Source organism: Bradyrhizobium sp. Mp19, assembly GCF_029952935.1.
GTDB classification, from domain to species: domain Bacteria; phylum Pseudomonadota; class Alphaproteobacteria; order Rhizobiales; family Xanthobacteraceae; genus Bradyrhizobium; species Bradyrhizobium elkanii.
In genome coordinates, this window is record NZ_JASAUT010000059.1 from 1 (window position 1) to 17,941 (window position 17,941).

The window sequence follows — 17,941 nt, forward strand, 5'->3', positions numbered from 1 at the left end:
ACCTTGCAATCCAAAAACAGTCCACACCAGCAAATGCGATTCTGCCTCAATCGCTTAGCCGATCTTCACGGACGACTACACTGGCTCAGTCCGAAAAGCCGCGAGTCTTGAAGCCTGATACTATCAGGCGTGTGGTGGAAGCCACTAAGAGTGAGCGTTCGCCGGCGAGCGCGTCTCATTGATCATCCACGCCCAACCGAATTTTCGGCGTGCCGCGGTACTAGGGGGACAACTGCCGCCCGCGCGAGATCTTCCAACGCCGTTGAGATATATTTCGCGTAATGTCGCTCGATCATTTTCACGGAAGTGTTGTGCAGCTTAGCAACGTGTTGAATAGGGAGCCGGTTTCGTAAGCCGCGAACGATGCTGGAATGTCGCAACGCATAGGGAATGGCCCCTGGTAGCGCTGCGCGATCGCGGATGGCGTGCCACGGACGAGTAAGTTCTGCCGTCTTCCAAGGACCGCGTTCTGACTTTCTCCAAACGATGCTGCCGGCCTCCTGCTCGTAGCTCCATCGCTCGAACAACGGCGCCTCTTTTGGGCGATCTAAAATGACTGGCGACAGGAGTTCGATGACATCTTCGCCCACCGGAACTGGAACGGAGCCACCGTTGCCACCACGTCCCTTGTAGGAACCTGGTACCATCAAGCGCTGCTCTTCCCGTTGTGCATCACTGACGCGCATCCGCCTCGCCTGCGCAAATCGCGCACCCGTGGCTGCAAGGCACACGACAATGCGATGTAGGTCGCCTTCAAATCCCTGCTCATCGTCGATCTCGCGCGCGGCTCGAAGTAGGGTGCCGATTTGCGCATCCGTAAGGACCTGGTTATCTCGGGCGACTGATGCCTCATCATCATCATCGATGCGCTCAGCTTTAAACCCGTCTTTCACAATCGAAGGGAATGTCGGGTTCAGCTTCTTTTGTTCCGCCGACAGGCGAGGCCATGCTGCATTCAGCCCGGCCTTCAGGTCGTTTATGAGCCGCTGTTTTGTCGTCGCCTTTAATTCTACAGGAAGGCCCTCGCGCCACGTCAAAAGATCATCTTCCTGTAGCGCGTGTAGATGGACTGCGGCGAGAGAGGCGGCCTCAACGGCTTCCTGGCTACCACGCTGCTCTTGACCAAGAACGTAACGCCGTAAGCGGTGACCAGCATCGGATCGAACCTCGCGACCGGCCCGTCGGCTATCACGGGCATTACGTTCCCTGATGTATGTCTCTACAGCCGTCCGCACGGTGGGTGCCGGTCCGGCGGCTTGGGCCGCCGCTTCTGTTCTGGACCGGGTGACGTGTTCCCGCGCTTGTGTCACCGCCTGCTCGAAAGTCAGCGTGCCTTCGGCAAGTTTGTCGTTGACGTCGTTGGCGATGCCGACCGGCGCCTGCTTGTAGTTGGCTCCTTCATGGTGATTGCGCCAGCGCACGAACCAAACGCCGCTCCGCTTGCCCTTGCGATAGCCAAGATGCGCCCCGGCATCGAGGCGGCGCCAATGTACGCCAAGTTCCAGTTTCGAGCGCGCCTTGGCAGTCGTGATCTGAGCCTCAGTGAGCGTCTTTGTCATGGCATACGAACCCGGAGTCGTCGAATATCCGTCGAATAAGCATCGGCGTACAAAGCCGAACAACGAAGAACGATGTCTATCTAAACTATTGAAAAGGCTATATTATGACGAACGACTGCGAACTCCGGCGGAAACTGTTTCCAGCCCTCTCAAGGCTGAAACAGGGGTTCGATTCCCCTAGGGAGCGCCAAATACGCGATATTCCACGACATTTTGCGATGTGAGTCCCGATCGGGAGTGTCAACCCGTCGATCGACTGATCTTGCAAGCGGTGGTGGGCAGCAGTCTTACCCCGGCTCGGTGACTGTTTGCCAGTTCTTCGGGGTTTCTTAGACGCCTGTCGACTGCAACGCGATTTGTCCATCTACCGGCGTCCATTCGTCGCCACACACGATTTGCTTATTCCCGCTCCATCATGTCGGCGATCGCCTTGATGCGGCTTCTGGCGTATTTCGGCAGGCCGGCGCTCAGCGAATCGCCGCTGTTGAAGGAGCTCTTGCCCATCAGCAGTTGCGCGGGCACGAGGTTCCGCAGAATGGGTGTATTGCTGTATTCCCTTTGCTTGTTCAGCACGTCGTTCCTGACCGCAATCAGGATATAGACCGTTGCGATGGCGGCTTCCCGCTCGGTCGGATGCTGTTGCAGAACCGCGAGCAGCTTGCCGAACTGGATGACCTGGTTGACCCAAAAGATGTTCTGCTCGAGCGCACTGGTGACTGTGGAATCGAGCCCTGTCAGGCTCGGCAGCTCGGCAAGGAGCGGCTGCGTGACCAACATGATCTCACTCTGGAACTCGATGAAATCCGGAATGGGCTTTTTGCTCTCCTCGCGCAGCTTGTTGGCAAGCTGAATGCCCGACGGAATTTTCCCTTCGAACATGTAGCGGGACTGCACGCAGATCGCCTTCGCGTCCTCGCACCAGCGGCGATTCGGCGGACGGTTGTGCGCGGCGCCCGCGTCCTTGTTGGGAACAGCATCGCCCGCCGTGATCGGCCGGTGCTTGACTGCCGGATCGATCTGCTCGAGGAACGCGACACTCGCATACCGCGACAGATCCATTGCCGCTGCCGATCTTGGAAGTCGAAACCGCGCCTCCGCCTGGTAGACCGAGAGCTTTAGCTTCGCTTGTTGGTTGAGCGTGGGCTCAACGAAGGTCGGGAAGAGCGAGAGGAAGCGCCGCTGAACCGGACGTGAGCGGGCCCAATCGTCGAAAGGAATGAGCCCGGTCGAGGAATCGGCGAGCTTGTCGTTGCGTTGGTCGGCGAAGATGACCGTGAGCGGTTTGATCTGCGTGATCGGAACGCTGGCGGCTCCGGGCACGTCCTCCAACTGGAATTCCTGCGCTTCCGCGCCCGTGCAGGCGGCCACGCAGGCGGCGATGAGGGCAGCGGCACGGTAGAGTCTCATGGCGTCAATGCTCAATTCAGCCGCCGCCAGAAATAATCGGGATCGACTCGAAGCGGCGGTCGCGGGAGGCGGTCCTCGTCATCGGGATATCCGCGCGAGGAGGGATATTCGCGCGGACCAAGACGCCAGGTCGGGAATGGAAATGGCGGCCGGTTATCGCCGTAAAGGCGGTTATCGTGGGACCACTGCTGGAATGGCCCGTCGTTTTCGTCCTGACCGCCACGATAGGCGTAGCGTTCTGCACGCGAGACAATCCGAAATCGCGAATCATTGATTCTGCCCGATGGATCCCTCTTCAAGTACTCGGTGAAAGCGCGCCCGGAGCCGGCCGATGCCGGATCGCCCGTATAAGGATCGATCGACAGAGCAACGAGCTGATGCATGGCTTCGCGCGAAGGGCCGTTCAACACCGTCCTCGGAGCGTGCAACTCCCAGGCTGCCTGCACGATCGGCTCGAACATCGGCAGCGCTACTTTCGCTCCGGTCTGGCCGGGCCCAAGCGTGCGGCGCCCGCCGTCGCCGTTGTCGTAGCCGACCCAGATGGCGATGGTGACGTCATTTGTGAAACCGACGAACCAGGCATCTGCCGAATTATCAGTGGTACCAGTCTTGCCGCCGACATAGGGCGAGAGATGTTTTACCACGCGCGCGGTTCCGCGCGCGAGCACACCCTGTAGCATTGACTTCAGCTGGTAAAACGATGCGCGGTCGGCGGGGCCGATCCAGGAGACCGCATGCGGATCGTGCTGGTAGACTGGGCGACCGTCCTGTTCGATCGTTTCGATCGCATGGGGCTGGGGTCGTGCGCCTTCGTTGGCGATCGCTGCATAGAACGCCGCAAGATCGATGAGCCGCACTGCTTGGGCACCGAGCACGAACGGATAGTGGCGCGTGCATTCTTTGTAGAGTTGCGCTTCCATCGCGACATCACAGACCCGGTCGAGGCCTCGCTCGGCGCTGTCGTCGAGACCGGTCGCGAGCAGTTGCACGGTGGCAAGATTCCGAGAGTTTTCCAGCGCATGCCGCAGTGTAATGGGGCCCATAGCGCCGCCGTCGTAGTTCTTCGGCGACCAGAAATCGCGCTGGCGCGCGTGAACCGTCGTCCCGATCGGCGCCAGCGTAATGGGTTCGTCCATCACCAGCGTGTTGGGCTGCAATCCCTTGCGAAGGGCGGCGAGGTAGGTCAGCGGCTTCAAGGTGGAGCCGGGCTGCCGCAGGCTCTGGACGACGCGGTTGAGCTGGCTTGCCGGATACGAAAAGCCGCCCGCCATCGCGAGAATGCGGCCGCTTTCGTTCCCGAGTACGAGCGCCGCTCCCTGCACGGTCGGTCGAATGCGCAGATCGGCAAGCGCCGCTTGCTTACCCTTGGCTTCGCGCACCTGTACGTAGACCACGTCGTACGGCTTGAGACCGCGCCGGATCGCGTCGCTCCAGGTGTTCAGCGGCACGATGCTTCCGTCAGTCAGACCGACGTTGATCGCATGGCCGCGCTTGCCACGCGTATTCTCCAGGATGACCGCCGCTTCCCAGTGAACGTCATAGAGAGGTAGCCGCGTCGTCTTCAACGCCACGCGCCAAGCCGGTTCGGTGGCCCTCGGGTCTGCCGCAATCAGACGGACAGCATCGGAAATATTCGCCTCGGGTCCCTCAAATTTGTAACGACCGGTGTTCAGTTCGTACCGCGCGAGGCCCTCCTGCAATGTCGCTTCGACTACGCGCTGCAAGGCAGAGTTGACGGTCGAGCGCACCGTGTAGGAGGAATTGGTGAGAGTATCGAGGCCCGCGACCATCTTTGCCTCGCGGCCGATGTGATCGACGAAGTGAAAGCCGAAGTCCCGTCGCGTCGGCCGGTACTCCACGAACTGCGGCAATACTACTTGCGCCGCGGCGGCGTCGATCATGGCGTCATCCTGCATGCGGCTCAGCACATAGGCAAGGCGCTCGCGCGCGCGCTCAGGGTGGTGGTCGGGATTGAAGTAATTCGGTCCCTTGGCGAGCCCGGCGAGCAGGGCGCCCTCGACTGCGGAGAGCGCCTTGGCTGGTTTGCCGAAATAGCTGCGCGCCGCCATCTCGATGCCCCAGGCTCCGCGACCGAGATAAATCGAGTTGAGATAGAGCTCGAGGATCTCTGCCTTGGTCAGGGCGCGCTCGATCCGCGAGGCAACGATCATTTCGCGCAGTTTTCTTTCGTAGGTGATGTCGTTGCCCACCAGCAGGTTCTTCGCGACCTGCTGCGTAATGGTCGAGCCGCCCTGCGGCCGGCCCGGCGGCGTGAAGTTGCCGATGAAGGCGCGGACCAGTCCGCGCTCGTCAATGCCGGTGTGTTGGAAGAAGCGCTTGTCCTCGGCGGCGATGAAAGCGTTGCGCACCGCTTCTGGGATATCCGCAAGCTTGAGCCAGATGCGGCGATTGTTCGGCGCGTAAATCTCGGCAAGGCGCTGGCTCTTGTTGTCGAGGATGACGCTGGTGACAGGAAGCCTGAGGTCTTTAAGCTGCACGGCGTCGGGCAGATCCTTGACCGCGCTGTTGTAGAAAGCGATGACCTGACCGAGATCGACCGGAGAGCCTTCAACTTTTTCGACCTTGCAGAACTGCCTGTAGGCTACGTGGAGGTCGGCCAGATTCAGTCCTTTGAGTGCCCTGATCTCGCTGCTCAACGCCTCCTTGTCATCCATGGCAGTGGCAATCAGATCGTCCAGGTTGATGTCCTCGATGTCGAAAGCCTTGCGCATGTGGACGCAGCCGGCACTCAAAAGCTGCGCCACCTCGACGCGGTCGCGCACCGCATCGAACTCCGTCTTGACCCCATCCGGCCGGGTAGTGACCTGGCTGAAGGCAAGCGCCGTGGCGAAGATCTTGATGAGAATCGAGTCCATGACCTGCCGACGGTCGAAAAGCCGCCCCCGTAAGGTCCCGAACAATATTGAATAAGCCTGTATTGAGGAAAAAGTTCCCGAGGCGCCGCCGCCCGCTTCTCCGGGCCCTCAGCACTGCTCCGACCGGCCGCGCCGCGGAACCAACGCTGCGGCCAGCGCGTTTTAAAAAGTCCGTATTGGCAGCGCACCCATGAATGCCCCTCTTCCAGTCGTGCTTGCCGTGGCGCTCATCAGCGCCGCCATCGCCGCGATGCCTGCGGATGCTGCTTCTAGAAAAAGGAGCACCCGGGCTCTTGCCGCGGTCTCCCCTGCTGCCAGCGCCGCTCCCACGGACAGATTTTTTGCCTGCGACGTCCGGGTGCGAGACTATCTTCGCGAAGGCGGAGCGGTGGCACGGGTGACCAAGATCGAAGTGGACGATGCCCGACTGCAGTTGAACATTCATCATGAGTACGGGGAGGCGGGAAAGTCGGCTCGAAAATACCTCCGCGGTGACACTGAAGAAGAAATGCGCAAAAATCTGCGTGGAATATTAGATGAGTTCGCTGCGGCTGCGAAGGCGGCAACGGCTGGTCGCGCTTGGTATGTGATCGCTGCTCGCAAGGTCATGCCGGACACCCGCGACGGTTCGGGCGAGACCACGAGTCCGTGGACAGCCGTCGTCCTCGCGGATTTCGAAGGAAAATGCAGACCCATCACGTTCTTTCAGTCTGTCGACCGGAACAAGCTCGATGCTGAACTGAGCAAGAAATTGGATGAGTGAAGTTTTCCGCTTGAAGTGATTTGCAGTCGTAACGACGGCGCCTGGACGCCATGAGGCGCGGCGAGGTGCTCAACTGCCGTCGCCGTTGAGTTTGCGGCATTGGCGGCGAGGCGCGGCTTTCATCGCCTATAGGGTACGTTTGGGCAGCCGTTCTGAAGCGCTTTGAAAAGCAATAAGGCAGTTGCTGCCCAAACTTTTCTTTAACCCACTGAAATCACTCATTTCTGCCCCATCCCTAGGGAGCGCCATTTGAGCCCTCATCCGCAAACCCGGACTGACCCGCTTCGGCCTGCAAAAGCGGCCATTGCGAGCGCATGCCTACGGCTCCCGCTTCAGATTGCGGCGCCGTTGGCCGCGATCAAACGCATGAGCGATTGCGCAGGTCTTTCGGAAGCAGGTCTTTCGGAACGGGACCGCGCGAGGACCGCCAGGTCGATCCGGATCGAGCCCGATGCGCGAAAGCCGGCGCGCGCGAGAGCGTGCCTTGGTCGTTCACCCCGTGCGAACCGATCAGCGCAGACGCGATACCTAGACTCCGCTGCAAATCCGCTGCTATACTTTCAGTTGCTCGACCGGCGTAAGGCACGCGCCGACATTTCGTTCGATTGTGGTATCGCGAAAAGGAGCTCGACGATGGCGATTACGCTGACGGTCTTGGCGAGCCTGCTGCAACTGCACGGGCCGGGTGCGACAATCGAAAGCGATCATCAGGGTATCGACGCATTGCTGAGTGGTGTGCGCGAGCAGAGCCTTCAGGAACAGAGCGCTCAGGAACAGAGCCCGCAAGAACAGAGCTTTCAAGAACAGAGCCCTCAAGACGTACAGGGCTTCCAGCTGGGGGTGATTTCCGACCAGCCCCAGGCAACTCAGGTCTATTTCAGGCGCGGGGCCTTTGCCAGGGGGCCCTATGCGGGCGGCTTTCGCAGGGGTGGCGGCTACTATCCGGGCGCCGGCGCATTTCGCAGGGCCGGCGGATATTATCCCGGAGCAGGCGCGTTCCGACGAGGTGGCTTCGTCAGGGGCTACTAGGCCGATCGCAGCTCGCTGGTATCCGTATGTCGGTTGACGCTTCAAATTCCGTCGCGTTCCAGGAGCAGCCGATCACGCAGTTGCTGGTCAAGGTAGCGGCGAGGTGCAACATCGATTGCTCCTATTGCTACTGGTTTCGCGATGCGGCCGTCTATGACAAGCCCAAGCTGATGAGTGCCGAGGTGCTGCAGCAGCTATTGCTGCGCCTCGAACAACACGTCGCCAGATACTCCCTCGTCGACTTTCCCGTGATCCTGCACGGCGGTGAGCCGCTGCTTTGGGGCGTCGATAATTTTCACCGTTTTGCGGAGGGCTGCGAGGGCATTTCATCCCGGACCGGCTGCGAGATCCCCATCGCGGTGACGACCAATGGCGTTCTGATCGATGATGAATGGCTCGACTGCTTCGAGGCCCGCAATATTTCGGTGGCGATCAGTATCGATGGGCCGGCACATATTCACGACGCTCACCGCAAGACGTTTCAAGGTACCGGCACCCATGCCGCTGTGGAACGTGCCGCCCGCATGCTGGTCTCGCGCGACATCGGCGTGATCGCCCTCGCGGTTTGCAACCCGGCTTACGCGCCGCAGGAGTATGCGGATTTTTTCGCGGCGTGCGGCATCGCCAACTACGACATCATGATTCCCGACGCGACGGTGGACGAGAAGCCGTCGTCCATTGCCCCGTTCTATAACGGCCTTTTCGACCTGTGGCTGGAAGCCAATCGCACGACGCCGACATCGAATGTCCGCATCATTTCCGACATGGTCACCGCCCTGATCGGCGACAACGCGCCGACCGAAGGCGTGGGCCACAAGCCGGTCGAGCTTTGCACGGTCATGACTGACGGCACGGTGGAGGCCCACGACGTGCTGCGGATTGCGGGTGACGGTTTCACCAACACGAGGTTCAACATCTTCGATCACGCGATCGACGACGTCAGGACCGAGCCGCGCTGGAAAGCCGCACGCGATGCTTCAGTCAATCTTTGCGAGAAATGTCGGCAGTGCAAGTTCATGAACGCCTGCGGCGGAGGCTATCTTCCGCACCGCTTCTCCACCAAGAACGGTTTCGACAATCCGTCGGTCTATTGCGACGATCTCTATTCGATGTTCGAGAACATGCAATCCGTGCTGGAACGTCATCTCTACGTCCGCAAGCAGGACGGGGAGCGGATTGGCGTGCGCAGCGCAGCGGCGGGCGGTTAGGCAATTTGAATCGATCGCTAGCTCCGCTCTTCATCTGATGACCCGACACGCCGGGCATCTTTCCATTGCGAGCAAGGCCCGACCGCCTCAAGACCACCGTCGAAACACCAGGCTGGCGTTGACGCCGCCAAATCCGAAGCCGTTCGAGATCGCGTGTTCGATTGTCATTCGCCGTGCGACGTTCGCGACGAGGTCAATGCCCTGTGCTGCGGAATCGGCGTTGTCCAGATTGAGCGTCGGCGGCGCGACCTGGTCGCGCAGCGCCAGGATGGTGAAGATCGCCTCAATGCCGCCGGCGGCGCCGAGCAGATGTCCTGTCGCCGACTTGGTCGCGCTGACGGCAACTTTTCCCTCGCGCCCGAACACGCGCTTGATGGCCTCGAGCTCGGAGAGATCGCCGACCGGGGTCGATGTCGAATGCGCGTTGAGATGCTGGACCTCGTCGGGCCGCAAGCCGGCCTGCCGGAGCGCCGCCTCCATCGCGCGCCGGGCGCCGTCGCCATCCTCGGGGCCCGCGGTGATGTGATAGGCGTCGGCCGTCGTGCCGTAGCCGATGAGCTCGGCGATCGGCTTCGCGCCGCGCCGAAGCGCGTGTTCGAGTTCCTCGATGACGAGGACGCCCGCGCCTTCGCCCATGACGAAGCCGTCCCGGTCGCGGTCGAACGGCCGCGACGCGCGCGCCGGCGTGTCGTTGAAGGACGTCGAAAGCGCCCGCGCGGCCGCAAAGCCGCCAAGGCTCACGGGATCGATGCAGGCCTCCGCGCCGCCGCAGATCGCAATGTCGGCTTCGCCGGACCTGATCAGGCGCGCGCCATCGCCGATCGCTTGCACGCTCGCGGCGCAGGCGGTCACCGGCGCGCCGATCGGACCCTTGTAGCCGTATCGAATCGTGATGTGCCCGGCGGCGAGATTTGCCAGGAAGGAGGGAATGGTGAACGGCGACAGCCGGCGCAGGCCGCTCTTTTCCGCCGTGCGCACGGCGTCTGCGATCGCCGGAAATCCGCCGATCCCGGATGCGATCACGGTGGCGGTTCGCTCCTGCGCGAGTGCCTCGGTCGGCATCCAGCCGGCCTGCGCCACGGCCTCAGTCGCTGCGAGCAGCGCGAACAGGATGAACCGATCCATCTTCTTCTGGTCCTTGCGCGGGGCTGCGGAATCGGGATCGAAGCCGCCCTCAGCATCGTCGCTCTTGTCAGGAACCTGTCCTGCGACGCGCGCCGGTAGCGCGGCCGCCCACTCCGGCAATGCCGTGAGCCCGGAATGCCCCGCAAGCAGCCTCGACCACACCAGTTCGGTGCCACAGCCCAGCGGGGACACTGTCCCGAGGCCCGTCACAACAATTCGACGCATGGTTCTCCTGTCGCTCTTGCCGGCATGGCCGGTCCTCCTTCTATATATGATGATCGTAATTTATTGGCAATTGGGCACAAAAATAAGCGATTTCATGGTTTTATATCATGCTGACAAAATCTGTCAGTGGTACGCGTTAGCTTCAGTCCATCACCTCAGGGAAAGGAATACGTGATGACTGAACGTAACGGCAAGGCGCTGGCTGTAGCCCACACCTACTTCGATGCAATGGCCAGCAGGGATGCGGACAAGATCGTCTCCATCTCCGCCGACGACATCGTTTGCAACTCGCCGCGCGGAGAACTCAACGGGAGCGCGGCGTTTCGCGGCTTTCATGAAGGGTTTTCGCGAATGATCAAGAAGCTGACGCTTCTCGCCGCTTTCGGCGACGATGCGGAGGCTGTGATCGTTTATGACGCGGATACGCATCCCGTGGCGAATGCCATCGTGGCCGAGCACCTCACGGTCGAGAACGGCAAGATCGCTTCCACGCGCGTGATTTATGATGCGACAGCGTTCGCTGCTTACGCGGCGACGGTCCAGCCCCACTGACCTTGTCGACGGAGCGTATCGTGAGGCGCATTCAATACTACGCATATGGCGGCCCCGAGACCATGAAGCTCGAGGATGTCGCGCCCCAGTCCCCGGGTAGGGGCGAGGTCGCGGTGAAGGTCAACTTCGCCGCAATCAATCCCATCGATTGGAAGGTACGCAACGGCTATCTGAAGATGATAACGGGCAAGGTCTTTCCACGCGCCATGGGCAGTGACTTCTCCGGGATCGTGGTTTCGGTTGGTAGCGGGGTGACCCGCTTCAAACCGGGTGATGCCGTTTTTGGTCTCGCGCGGCTCAAGGAGAGTGGCGCGCTTGGCGAAGGGGTCGTCACCAGCGAGAGCTTTCTCGCGAAGAAGCCCGAATCCGTGTCCTTCGCGGACGCGGCTTGCCTCGGGACGCCGGGCGTCACGGCCTGGAATGGTCTGGTAGACAAGGCGGGCCTCAAGCGCGGCCAGTCGGTGTTCATCAATGGCTGTACCGGCGCGGTTGGCGAGGCCGCGGTGCAGATTGCGAGGATGCTTGGCGCTACTGTTGCAGGCAGTTGCAGCGCGGGAGCCATGCAAAGGGCTCGTGATCTCGGCCTCCAGAAGGTGTTTGATTATCGCAAGACTGAACTGTCGATGCTCCGTGATCGGTTCGACGTCGTCTATGACACCGCGGCCATCATGCCGACAGCGGTCGGTCTGCGCCTCGCGGGCAGGAACGGCGTCTTCGCGGACATCGACCCGACCCCGATGAAGTTTCTCCGATCGGCCTTTAACCGGCGACTGAAGCCTATCGTGTGTACGCCACGCGCGGACATTCTCGATGGGATTGCCGATGCAGCCGGAGAAGGGAAGTTAAGGCTGCCGATTGCCGAGACCGTGCCGCTCGGCGGTGCGATCACGCTGATTACGACCCTCGAAAAAGGCCGGAAGATTGGCGGGAAAGGGCTCGTCGCGGTCGGCTGACAGGCTACTGCCAATTCCTGGCATGAGCGTGCTAGACTGCTTCCATGTCCAAAAGTGAACGGCTCTTCGATCTCATGCAGGTGCTCCGGCGTCATTCGCGTCCGGTATCGGGTATGCACCTTGCGCGCGAGGCCGGTGTTTCGTTGCGGACGATCTATCGCGACATTGCCGCCTTGCAGGCGCTGGGGGCGGAGATCGAAGGAGAGCCGGGCGTCGGTTACGTCTTGCGTCCCGGCTTTCTCCTGCCTCCGCTGATGTTCTCCGAAGAAGAGATTCAGGCCGTTGCACTGGGCGTACAATGGGTGCAACGGCAAACGGACGAGGGGTTGGCATTCGCAGCACACAATGCGCTTTCCAAGATCAGCGCGGTACTTCCTGCCGAACTGCGCGACAGGGTGGACGACAGGAGCTTTCACGTCAGCCGCAGGGCGCCCAAGACTGCGTCCGTGGATCTTCAGATGCTCCGCCAGGCGATGCGCGAGCAGCATAAGCTCCGCATCGTCTATCGCGACCCGAAGGGAGCGGAGACTGCGCGCGTCATCTGGCCAATTATGCTCGGCTTTTTCGAGGCCCGGCGGATCATCGCCGGCTGGTGTGAGCTGCGAAAGGATTTCCGCACCTTCCGCGCAGACCGGATCGCGCGCATCAAGCCATTGAAGGAGCGCTATCCCGGTCGCAGACGCGATCTCGTCAAGCAATGGCGGGCGCAAGCTGACGAGCAGAATGCGTCGGGCAATCGATCATAGGGCACGTTCAGGGACAATTGCGGCGGCCGTGCACTTAACCTCGTCGGCGATTTAGAGCGTTTTCGAGCGAAGTGGACACCGGTTCGCGTGAAGAAAACGCGTCAAAACAAGAATCTAGAGCTTCGGTTCTGATTCAATCAGAACCGAAAATGCTCTAGCGCACTGTCACCGTAAACGCCCCCTTCGTCGCGCGATCGAGTAACGCGGGAAAGAAGCTCGTCACGGCATTCGACCAGGGCCGCCTCGACGGTTGGACGAACAGTCTCAAACCGGCCGGCTGGAATGGCGACCGAGAATGCCAAGAGCGCTGTGCTTCTTGCATTGGCCGCGAACGCGAATGGCCCTTTGGCGTCGCCAATACCGGCTTTTTGAGCCCATCCCTGCTCCCCTTGATCCGGATCGTGGTGTCTGCGACCTCGAATACGCTGATGAGCGACTGCAGGCAGCAACGATCACGCCGGGACGACGATATGGTCCGGCGTAATGCCCGCCCGGTGACGCTCATACATCGCGGTATAGGCGGCCTCGATATGCCGGGTGAAACGTTTGGTATCGAACAACGGTGCCGCTAGCCGGTTGGCCGCCAGCCTGGTTCTGAGCGCCGCGAGCTTCTCGGGATGGGTCGCCAGATCGACCGCCATGCGCTCATAAGCCTCCGGCGATTCCGCAATAAGCTCGGGCAGGCCGACCGCATGGAGCAAGCTCGCCGCGACCCGACTGGCAAACGTGTCGCCGAGAATGGTCAGCACCGGCAGGCCGGCCCATAGCGCATCGCTGGCGGTCGTGTGGGCGTTGTAGGGAGTGCTGTCGAGGAACAGGCCGGCGAGGCGATGACGTGCGAGATGGTCAGGTAACGACATACGCGGCGCGAACACAAGGCGCTCCGCAGCCACGCCACGCGCGACCGCCTCGTTTCGCAGATTTGCGGCAGAGTCGGCGTTGGCTTCGAGGAGCCACAACATGCTGCCGTCGACGCGGCCGAGAATCCTCATCCACCGATCGAACATGTCAGGCGTGATCTTGTAGTTGTTGTTGAAGCAGCAAAACACGAAGCCCGTCGGTGCCAGCCCGACGTCGCCGCGCGTAAACACGCGATCGGAAATAGCGCGCTTGTCGTCGTTGGCCTGATAGCTGTTGGGCAGAGCGACCACCTTTTCGCTGTAGAATTCGCGATGGTGGTCCGGGATCACGGTACGACCGGCGATGATGTAGTCGATGAACGGGGCACCGAGTGTTCCCGGATAGCCCAGATAATTGACCTGGATGGGGGCAGGCCGGCGGCCAAGGACTCTGGTGCGGGATCCCCCGGTAAAGCCTTTCAAATCAACCAGGATGTCGATTTCCAATTGTCTGATCAGGTCGGCGACCTCATCGTCGTTGATGTCCCGGACCTCGACAAATCGATCGAACGACGCCTCCAGCCGTCGACGCATCTCCGAGGGGGCGTTGGGTGACCATGAGATTGCCACCGTCTCGAATTTCGACCGGTCGTGGCACTCGAACATCCCCGCCATCAGAAGCGATGTCGCGTGGTTGCAAAAATCTGACGAGAAATAGCCGATGCGAATTCGATCGTGATCGTAGCGCTCGCCTCGCCAGCGCTGGCTTGCGGACGGCGGATGATTCTTCGCGGTCCATCGCGTGGCGCATAGCAGTTGGTCGACGGTCGATGAAGGAACGCTACAAAACAGAAATGGCGGCGTCGTCGCGTTCCGAGTCCTGATCAACTCGATAAGTTGGTCGCACCCAGCGTCAAAGCCGGCCCAGTCGCAAATGTGGGATTTGGCGTGCAGACGATAGCCTTCGATATCGGCCTGGTCCGGTTTGAGCGCGACGGCCTTGTCATAGGCAGCGAGTGCTTCGGGGTAGCGCGCCAGAATGGATAGAACCTTGCCGCGGTTGGCGTGGGCAGCCGCATCGTCGCCCTTGTGCTGGATCGACTTGTCGATGCTGGCGAGCGCCGCGTCGTGATGCCTGAGCCTGAACAGCGCCGAGCCGCGGTTGTTGTAGGCCTCGGCATAGTCGGGCTGGAGCGCGATCGCCTTGTCGTAACTCGCAACTGCCTCTTCGAGACGATCCAGTTCGATCAGCACGTTGCCGCGGTTGTAGCACGCGCCGGCTATTCCCGGCGCCCGGTGGTAGCTCGCGAGCGCATCATCGAACCTTTTGAGGTCGTTGAGCACGTTGCCGCGATCGTTGTGTGCACCGGCATCGTTGGGCTTGAGCGCAATCGCCCTGTCCAGGCTCGCCAGGGCCTCTTCCAGCCGCTCCAGCTTTCTCAGCGCGGCGCCCCTGTTTCGATGGGCATCTGCATGGTTGGGCGCCAGCGCGATCACGCGATCGAAGCTTGCGAGCGCTTCCTGGTGGCGCCCAAGGTCCGCGAGCGTAAGTCCCCGATTGTAGAGCGCCGGCGCAAGGTCTTGCCTGAGCGCGATCGCCCTGTCGAAGCTCGCGAGCGCTTCGTCGAAGCGACGCAACGCGCGCAGTGTGTTGCCCAGGTTGCTGTGCGCGTCCGCGACGTTGCCGTTGAGCCTGATCGCTCGCCGGATCAGGTCGACGCCGCGCTCGCTACGCCCGGTCTGCGCGGAAATCAGGCCCAGCAGATGCAGCGCATCGAAATTGTCTGGCTGCTGTCGGAGAATGTCTTCATAGATCTTTTCTGCTGCCGCCAACTGACCCCGCTGATGCAGTGCGACAGCCTGCGCGAAGGCGCGCTGCAGGTCGGTCGAACTGGATTTTTGAAATTCACCTGTTTCGGGCATCAGACGTCTTCACGCGCTCCGTGTCCGGGTCTTGGCCTCACGCTGGCAGACATGTCGCATCCTGTGCCCGCGATATGGATCGCTCGTCTATCAAAGGTTGAAATTGACAGATCGCCCTCGATTGCGCAACGGCCTAAAGGAACAGCTCCGCGAATAGTCGGGCTGAAGCGGATGGTCCTCGGTCAGCCGAGTGGCTGCCTCGTCAGCCGCAGCCGAACCTTGGAGGTCACGACGGAGGCGGGGGCGGCGTCTGGAGCATTAAAGCCGCGTCACGACGCGCCTGCCACTCTAGCTCGAACACGCGTCGTTGCTGAGAAGCGGCGTCGGGTTCTCGGTCGAATTTTCCCCGCCGCGGTACCATGGCTTGAAACGAAAGCCCGTTCTTGAATACGACCATGGCGCCGTCAGGGATCGAGCGCTCCCCTCCGTCGTATATTCTGAAGCGACCCCGGGGTCTGGATTGTAGAACGAGAAGACTCCGCGCCAACTGCCGTCCTGTTGCTCCTGGGCGTAGGACAACTCCACCTTGTTTCGTGAGACCGAAACCAGGCGATCCGAAACGTGATCGAACACAAATGGCCGTTCGAACCAGATCGTCGTCTCATCCTGTTTGATTGCGACGTTGGCCTCCTGTCTTGCGGTGCCGCCACCAACTAGCAGGGGAATCCCCAGCGGCACCGCGACGCCCGACGTCGCGGTTGCATTGAGACGGTTGGCGGAAAGCGTCGATGCGAAACCATCGGGGCGCGCAATGATGGTCTTTTTCGTGAACGGGCCGTGCGGGTTATCTGCCGTGGCAACCAGCGCGACTGCATTCTGCATGTTGTTGTAGTAGCCGTGATAGAAGATGACATATTCACCGTTCGCGCGCCGGCAGGCATAGCTGATCGATAGCCCGGACGCCTCCTCCGGCAGTGAGGGGGTGATCACGGCGCCATGGCGCGTGAACGTCATGCCGTCGACGCTGGTGGCCAGCTTGATCTGCTTCGACGCGCGGTCGAGGTAATAGATCATGTATGGTTCGGATGCTCCGGGCTCATACACCACCTGCGCGGGGCCGATCCCGCCAGGCTCGGACGCGCCAGCCTGGAAGGCGATTCCTTGCGGAATCCAGGCGCCGCCATTCGTTGATGTCCAGAGCCGCACCTGAAACCAGCCCGTCGTATACGCCGACGCATAAAGACGCCGCGTATGTGCATCCGGCGCGATCGCGGATGGCCACGCCAAATGAAGAACGCCATCAGGCGGCGACAGCGCCGGCGTCAGGCTCGACACCAGGCCGTCGTCGCCGAACTCCCAGATGTGATAAATGCCGCTGCTCCCGAGGCCATTGAGAAACCAGCTTCTGGCAATTGCGCCGTCCGGAAAAATGCTGAGGATGACAAAAAGAAGTCCCCGCACAATCATGAAATTTATCCTGGGTCGTGCCGTCTATCGAGCAAACAATTCCGCTGTGATGACACACTCGGGCGGCCATTTCCGCCGGAAATTTGTTTCTGAAAATAGCGCGGGCCTCGGATTGAAATCCGCATACACATATGAGGGATGTCTCACTTGATCGCGCCGCAAGCTGCACAAAGCCGGGCGGGTAAGCAGCATCACTTCATTCGATCCAGCAGCTTTCGTGCGTCACGCAGCAACGCCCGAATCTGCCGTCGCTCGGCGATCGCTTCCCTCGTGAACAGGCCGTGCTTGCGCGCGTTCCGGTTTGCCTTTGGCGCGCCGGATTCCCTTGCGCCGCCGTGCATGCGGCAGCGCGTCTTGCCGCGCACCGCCGGCGCGCGGCATGAACCGCCGCAGCGGGTCTTGGCGCCGCAACGTGGAATCCCCAGCATCGGGCCGGTATTCTTGACGTGATCGCTCATGCCTGTGCGTCCCGCCTGGCATCGGCGGAATTCCGCCGTCGCGGCGCGCCCGCGGCCTTCGGTGCCCGCGCCGCGGATACCAGCTCTTGGTCCGAGACGTTCACGTTCGCATGCCGGATGACGTTTGCTGATGATGGCGTTGCCGCCGTCCTCCACCTTCACGTTCTGCACGGTGACAAGCCCGACAGGCCGGCAATTGGCAAGAGAGGGTTACTTCCTCAGTCGGCCGCAAGAGCCCACAGGGTTGGCGCCGGCAGCTTAGAGGGGCTAGCCCGGATGGACGGTCCCGTAGATTTACCATGACCCGGAATTCCAACTGCCCGGCGCCGGAGCGGGCGCTAGGTTGATGGCGCGGGGGCGGCGCCTTGAGGTCAGGAGGCCGCAATGGAGCGTCTGTACTTGGGCATCACCGTCACCAGCACTTACGCGCTGGTCACCTTTGCGCTGATGCTGGCTTTCGTGCACTGACCCCCGCGAATCCGGATCGTTGCCCGCGGGGCCGCGACGGGGTGGTTGTCGTCTTCGCGGAACGCGGCAATGTCGGCAACCGGCAACCTTTTACTGCATTCAGCGGGTTTAAATTCATGCCGAGGCCTGTAGCGATAACCCTGATGAGTTTGGCGGTTGCAACGCTCACGGCGTTCGGCATCGCCGCAGCCCTCATGATCCATTAAAGCGCGATGAGATTGGGTTGAATCGTCATCGCGCTTTAGCTCTTTGTTTGAGCATGATCCCGGCGCAAACGCGTCCCGCGTTTGTCGCGAGGGAAAACCGCTTCGCACTTTTCCGGATCATGCTTTAGCGGGAATGGGCCAGCGGGATTTCACCCGGCGGCCCATTGGCCGTTGCGGCGTGCGCGCGAACGACCATC

At 61.2% G+C, this 17,941-nt stretch carries 13 protein-coding genes and 1 tRNA gene; 7 read left to right on the forward strand and 7 right to left on the reverse strand.

The window, feature by feature from the left end:
• Nucleotides 1-182 precede the first annotated feature (182 nt).
• Nucleotides 183-1,559 (reverse strand): tyrosine-type recombinase/integrase, encoded by a 1,377-nt coding sequence (locus QJT82_RS37365; protein ID WP_018273347.1) that lies wholly within the window; start codon nucleotides 1,557-1,559, stop codon nucleotides 183-185.
• A 118-nt stretch (nucleotides 1,560-1,677) separates the two neighbouring features.
• Here QJT82_RS37365 and QJT82_RS37370 point away from each other — a divergent pair.
• Nucleotides 1,678-1,749, forward strand: a tRNA-Glu gene (locus tag QJT82_RS37370).
• Nucleotides 1,750-1,958: 209 nt separating this feature from the next.
• Here the strand turns inward: QJT82_RS37370 and QJT82_RS37375 are convergent.
• Nucleotides 1,959-2,981 carry a hypothetical protein gene (locus tag QJT82_RS37375; RefSeq protein WP_245288845.1) on the reverse strand — a complete coding sequence of 341 codons (1,023 nt, stop codon included), beginning with the start codon at nucleotides 2,979-2,981 and terminating at the stop codon, nucleotides 1,959-1,961.
• Nucleotides 2,978-5,842: a transglycosylase domain-containing protein gene (locus QJT82_RS37380; protein WP_035632682.1), complete on the reverse strand. Its 2,865-nt coding sequence runs from the start codon at nucleotides 5,840-5,842 to the stop codon at nucleotides 2,978-2,980. Before QJT82_RS37380 ends, QJT82_RS37375 begins: the two co-directional genes overlap by 4 nt.
• 190 nt (nucleotides 5,843-6,032) lie before the next feature.
• Between QJT82_RS37380 and QJT82_RS37385 the strand changes: the two genes are divergently transcribed.
• The 3 genes from QJT82_RS37385 (at nucleotide 6,033) to QJT82_RS37395 (ending at nucleotide 8,842) form a co-directional block, all read left to right on the forward strand.
• Nucleotides 6,033-6,605, forward strand: coding sequence for a hypothetical protein (locus QJT82_RS37385; protein WP_028343337.1), 573 nt, complete (start codon nucleotides 6,033-6,035; stop codon nucleotides 6,603-6,605).
• A 633-nt stretch (nucleotides 6,606-7,238) separates the two neighbouring features.
• Nucleotides 7,239-7,634, forward strand: a complete 396-nt coding sequence (locus QJT82_RS37390) for a hypothetical protein (RefSeq protein ID WP_028343336.1) — start codon at nucleotides 7,239-7,241, stop codon at nucleotides 7,632-7,634.
• Between the two features lie 26 nt (nucleotides 7,635-7,660).
• The gene (locus QJT82_RS37395; protein ID WP_028343335.1) at nucleotides 7,661-8,842 is read left to right on the forward strand and encodes a radical SAM protein; all 1,182 of its coding nucleotides are present in this window, start codon (nucleotides 7,661-7,663) and stop codon (nucleotides 8,840-8,842) included.
• Between the two features lie 87 nt (nucleotides 8,843-8,929).
• On the opposite strand, the gene fabF is transcribed toward QJT82_RS37395, so the two are convergent.
• Nucleotides 8,930-10,192, reverse strand: a complete 1,263-nt coding sequence (fabF, locus tag QJT82_RS37400; RefSeq protein ID WP_028343334.1) for a beta-ketoacyl-ACP synthase II — start codon at nucleotides 10,190-10,192, stop codon at nucleotides 8,930-8,932.
• A gap of 174 nt (nucleotides 10,193-10,366) precedes the next feature.
• Between fabF and QJT82_RS37405 the strand changes: the two genes are divergently transcribed.
• Genes QJT82_RS37405 through QJT82_RS37415 form a run of 3 tightly spaced genes read left to right on the forward strand, consistent with a single transcriptional unit; the run spans nucleotide 10,367 to nucleotide 12,443 of the window.
• Nucleotides 10,367-10,744 (forward strand): nuclear transport factor 2 family protein, encoded by a 378-nt coding sequence (locus tag QJT82_RS37405; RefSeq protein ID WP_028343333.1) that lies wholly within the window; start codon nucleotides 10,367-10,369, stop codon nucleotides 10,742-10,744.
• Nucleotides 10,745-10,764: 20 nt separating this feature from the next.
• A complete protein-coding gene (locus QJT82_RS37410) occupies nucleotides 10,765-11,697 on the forward strand; it encodes an NAD(P)-dependent alcohol dehydrogenase (protein WP_028343332.1) in 933 nt (310 codons plus the stop codon).
• A gap of 44 nt (nucleotides 11,698-11,741) precedes the next feature.
• Nucleotides 11,742-12,443, forward strand: a complete 702-nt coding sequence (locus QJT82_RS37415) for a YafY family protein (RefSeq protein WP_028343331.1) — start codon at nucleotides 11,742-11,744, stop codon at nucleotides 12,441-12,443.
• A 452-nt stretch (nucleotides 12,444-12,895) separates the two neighbouring features.
• On the opposite strand, the gene QJT82_RS37420 is transcribed toward QJT82_RS37415, so the two are convergent.
• The 3 genes from QJT82_RS37420 to QJT82_RS37430 all read right to left on the reverse strand — a co-directional run bounded on the left by QJT82_RS37420 (nucleotide 12,896) and on the right by QJT82_RS37430 (nucleotide 17,070).
• The gene (locus QJT82_RS37420; protein ID WP_035632680.1) at nucleotides 12,896-15,205 is read right to left on the reverse strand and encodes a glycosyltransferase family 41 protein; all 2,310 of its coding nucleotides are present in this window, start codon (nucleotides 15,203-15,205) and stop codon (nucleotides 12,896-12,898) included.
• Between the two features lie 288 nt (nucleotides 15,206-15,493).
• The gene (locus tag QJT82_RS37425; RefSeq protein WP_028343329.1) at nucleotides 15,494-16,612 is read right to left on the reverse strand and encodes a hypothetical protein; all 1,119 of its coding nucleotides are present in this window, start codon (nucleotides 16,610-16,612) and stop codon (nucleotides 15,494-15,496) included.
• 191 nt (nucleotides 16,613-16,803) lie between these two features.
• On the reverse strand, nucleotides 16,804-17,070 hold the full coding sequence (locus QJT82_RS37430; RefSeq protein WP_028343328.1) for an HGGxSTG domain-containing protein: 267 nt from the start codon (nucleotides 17,068-17,070) through the stop codon (nucleotides 16,804-16,806).
• Between the last annotated feature and the right edge of the window lie 871 nt (nucleotides 17,071-17,941).

Coding starts and splice junctions, on each gene's coding strand:
- QJT82_RS37395 (WP_028343335.1), top strand. CDS start 7,661: ATGTCGGTTGACGCTTCAAATTCCGTCGCGTTCCAGGAGCAGCCGATC.
- QJT82_RS37365 (WP_018273347.1), bottom strand. CDS start 1,559: ATGACAAAGACGCTCACTGAGGCTCAGATCACGACTGCCAAGGCGCGC.
- QJT82_RS37425 (WP_028343329.1), bottom strand. CDS start 16,612: ATGATTGTGCGGGGACTTCTTTTTGTCATCCTCAGCATTTTTCCGGAC.
- QJT82_RS37430 (WP_028343328.1), bottom strand. CDS start 17,070: ATGAGCGATCACGTCAAGAATACCGGCCCGATGCTGGGGATTCCACGT.
- QJT82_RS37385 (WP_028343337.1), top strand. CDS start 6,033: ATGAATGCCCCTCTTCCAGTCGTGCTTGCCGTGGCGCTCATCAGCGCC.
- QJT82_RS37415 (WP_028343331.1), top strand. CDS start 11,742: ATGTCCAAAAGTGAACGGCTCTTCGATCTCATGCAGGTGCTCCGGCGT.
- QJT82_RS37380 (WP_035632682.1), bottom strand. CDS start 5,842: ATGGACTCGATTCTCATCAAGATCTTCGCCACGGCGCTTGCCTTCAGC.
- QJT82_RS37390 (WP_028343336.1), top strand. CDS start 7,239: ATGGCGATTACGCTGACGGTCTTGGCGAGCCTGCTGCAACTGCACGGG.
- QJT82_RS37405 (WP_028343333.1), top strand. CDS start 10,367: ATGACTGAACGTAACGGCAAGGCGCTGGCTGTAGCCCACACCTACTTC.
- QJT82_RS37420 (WP_035632680.1), bottom strand. CDS start 15,205: ATGCCCGAAACAGGTGAATTTCAAAAATCCAGTTCGACCGACCTGCAG.
- fabF (WP_028343334.1), bottom strand. CDS start 10,192: ATGCGTCGAATTGTTGTGACGGGCCTCGGGACAGTGTCCCCGCTGGGC.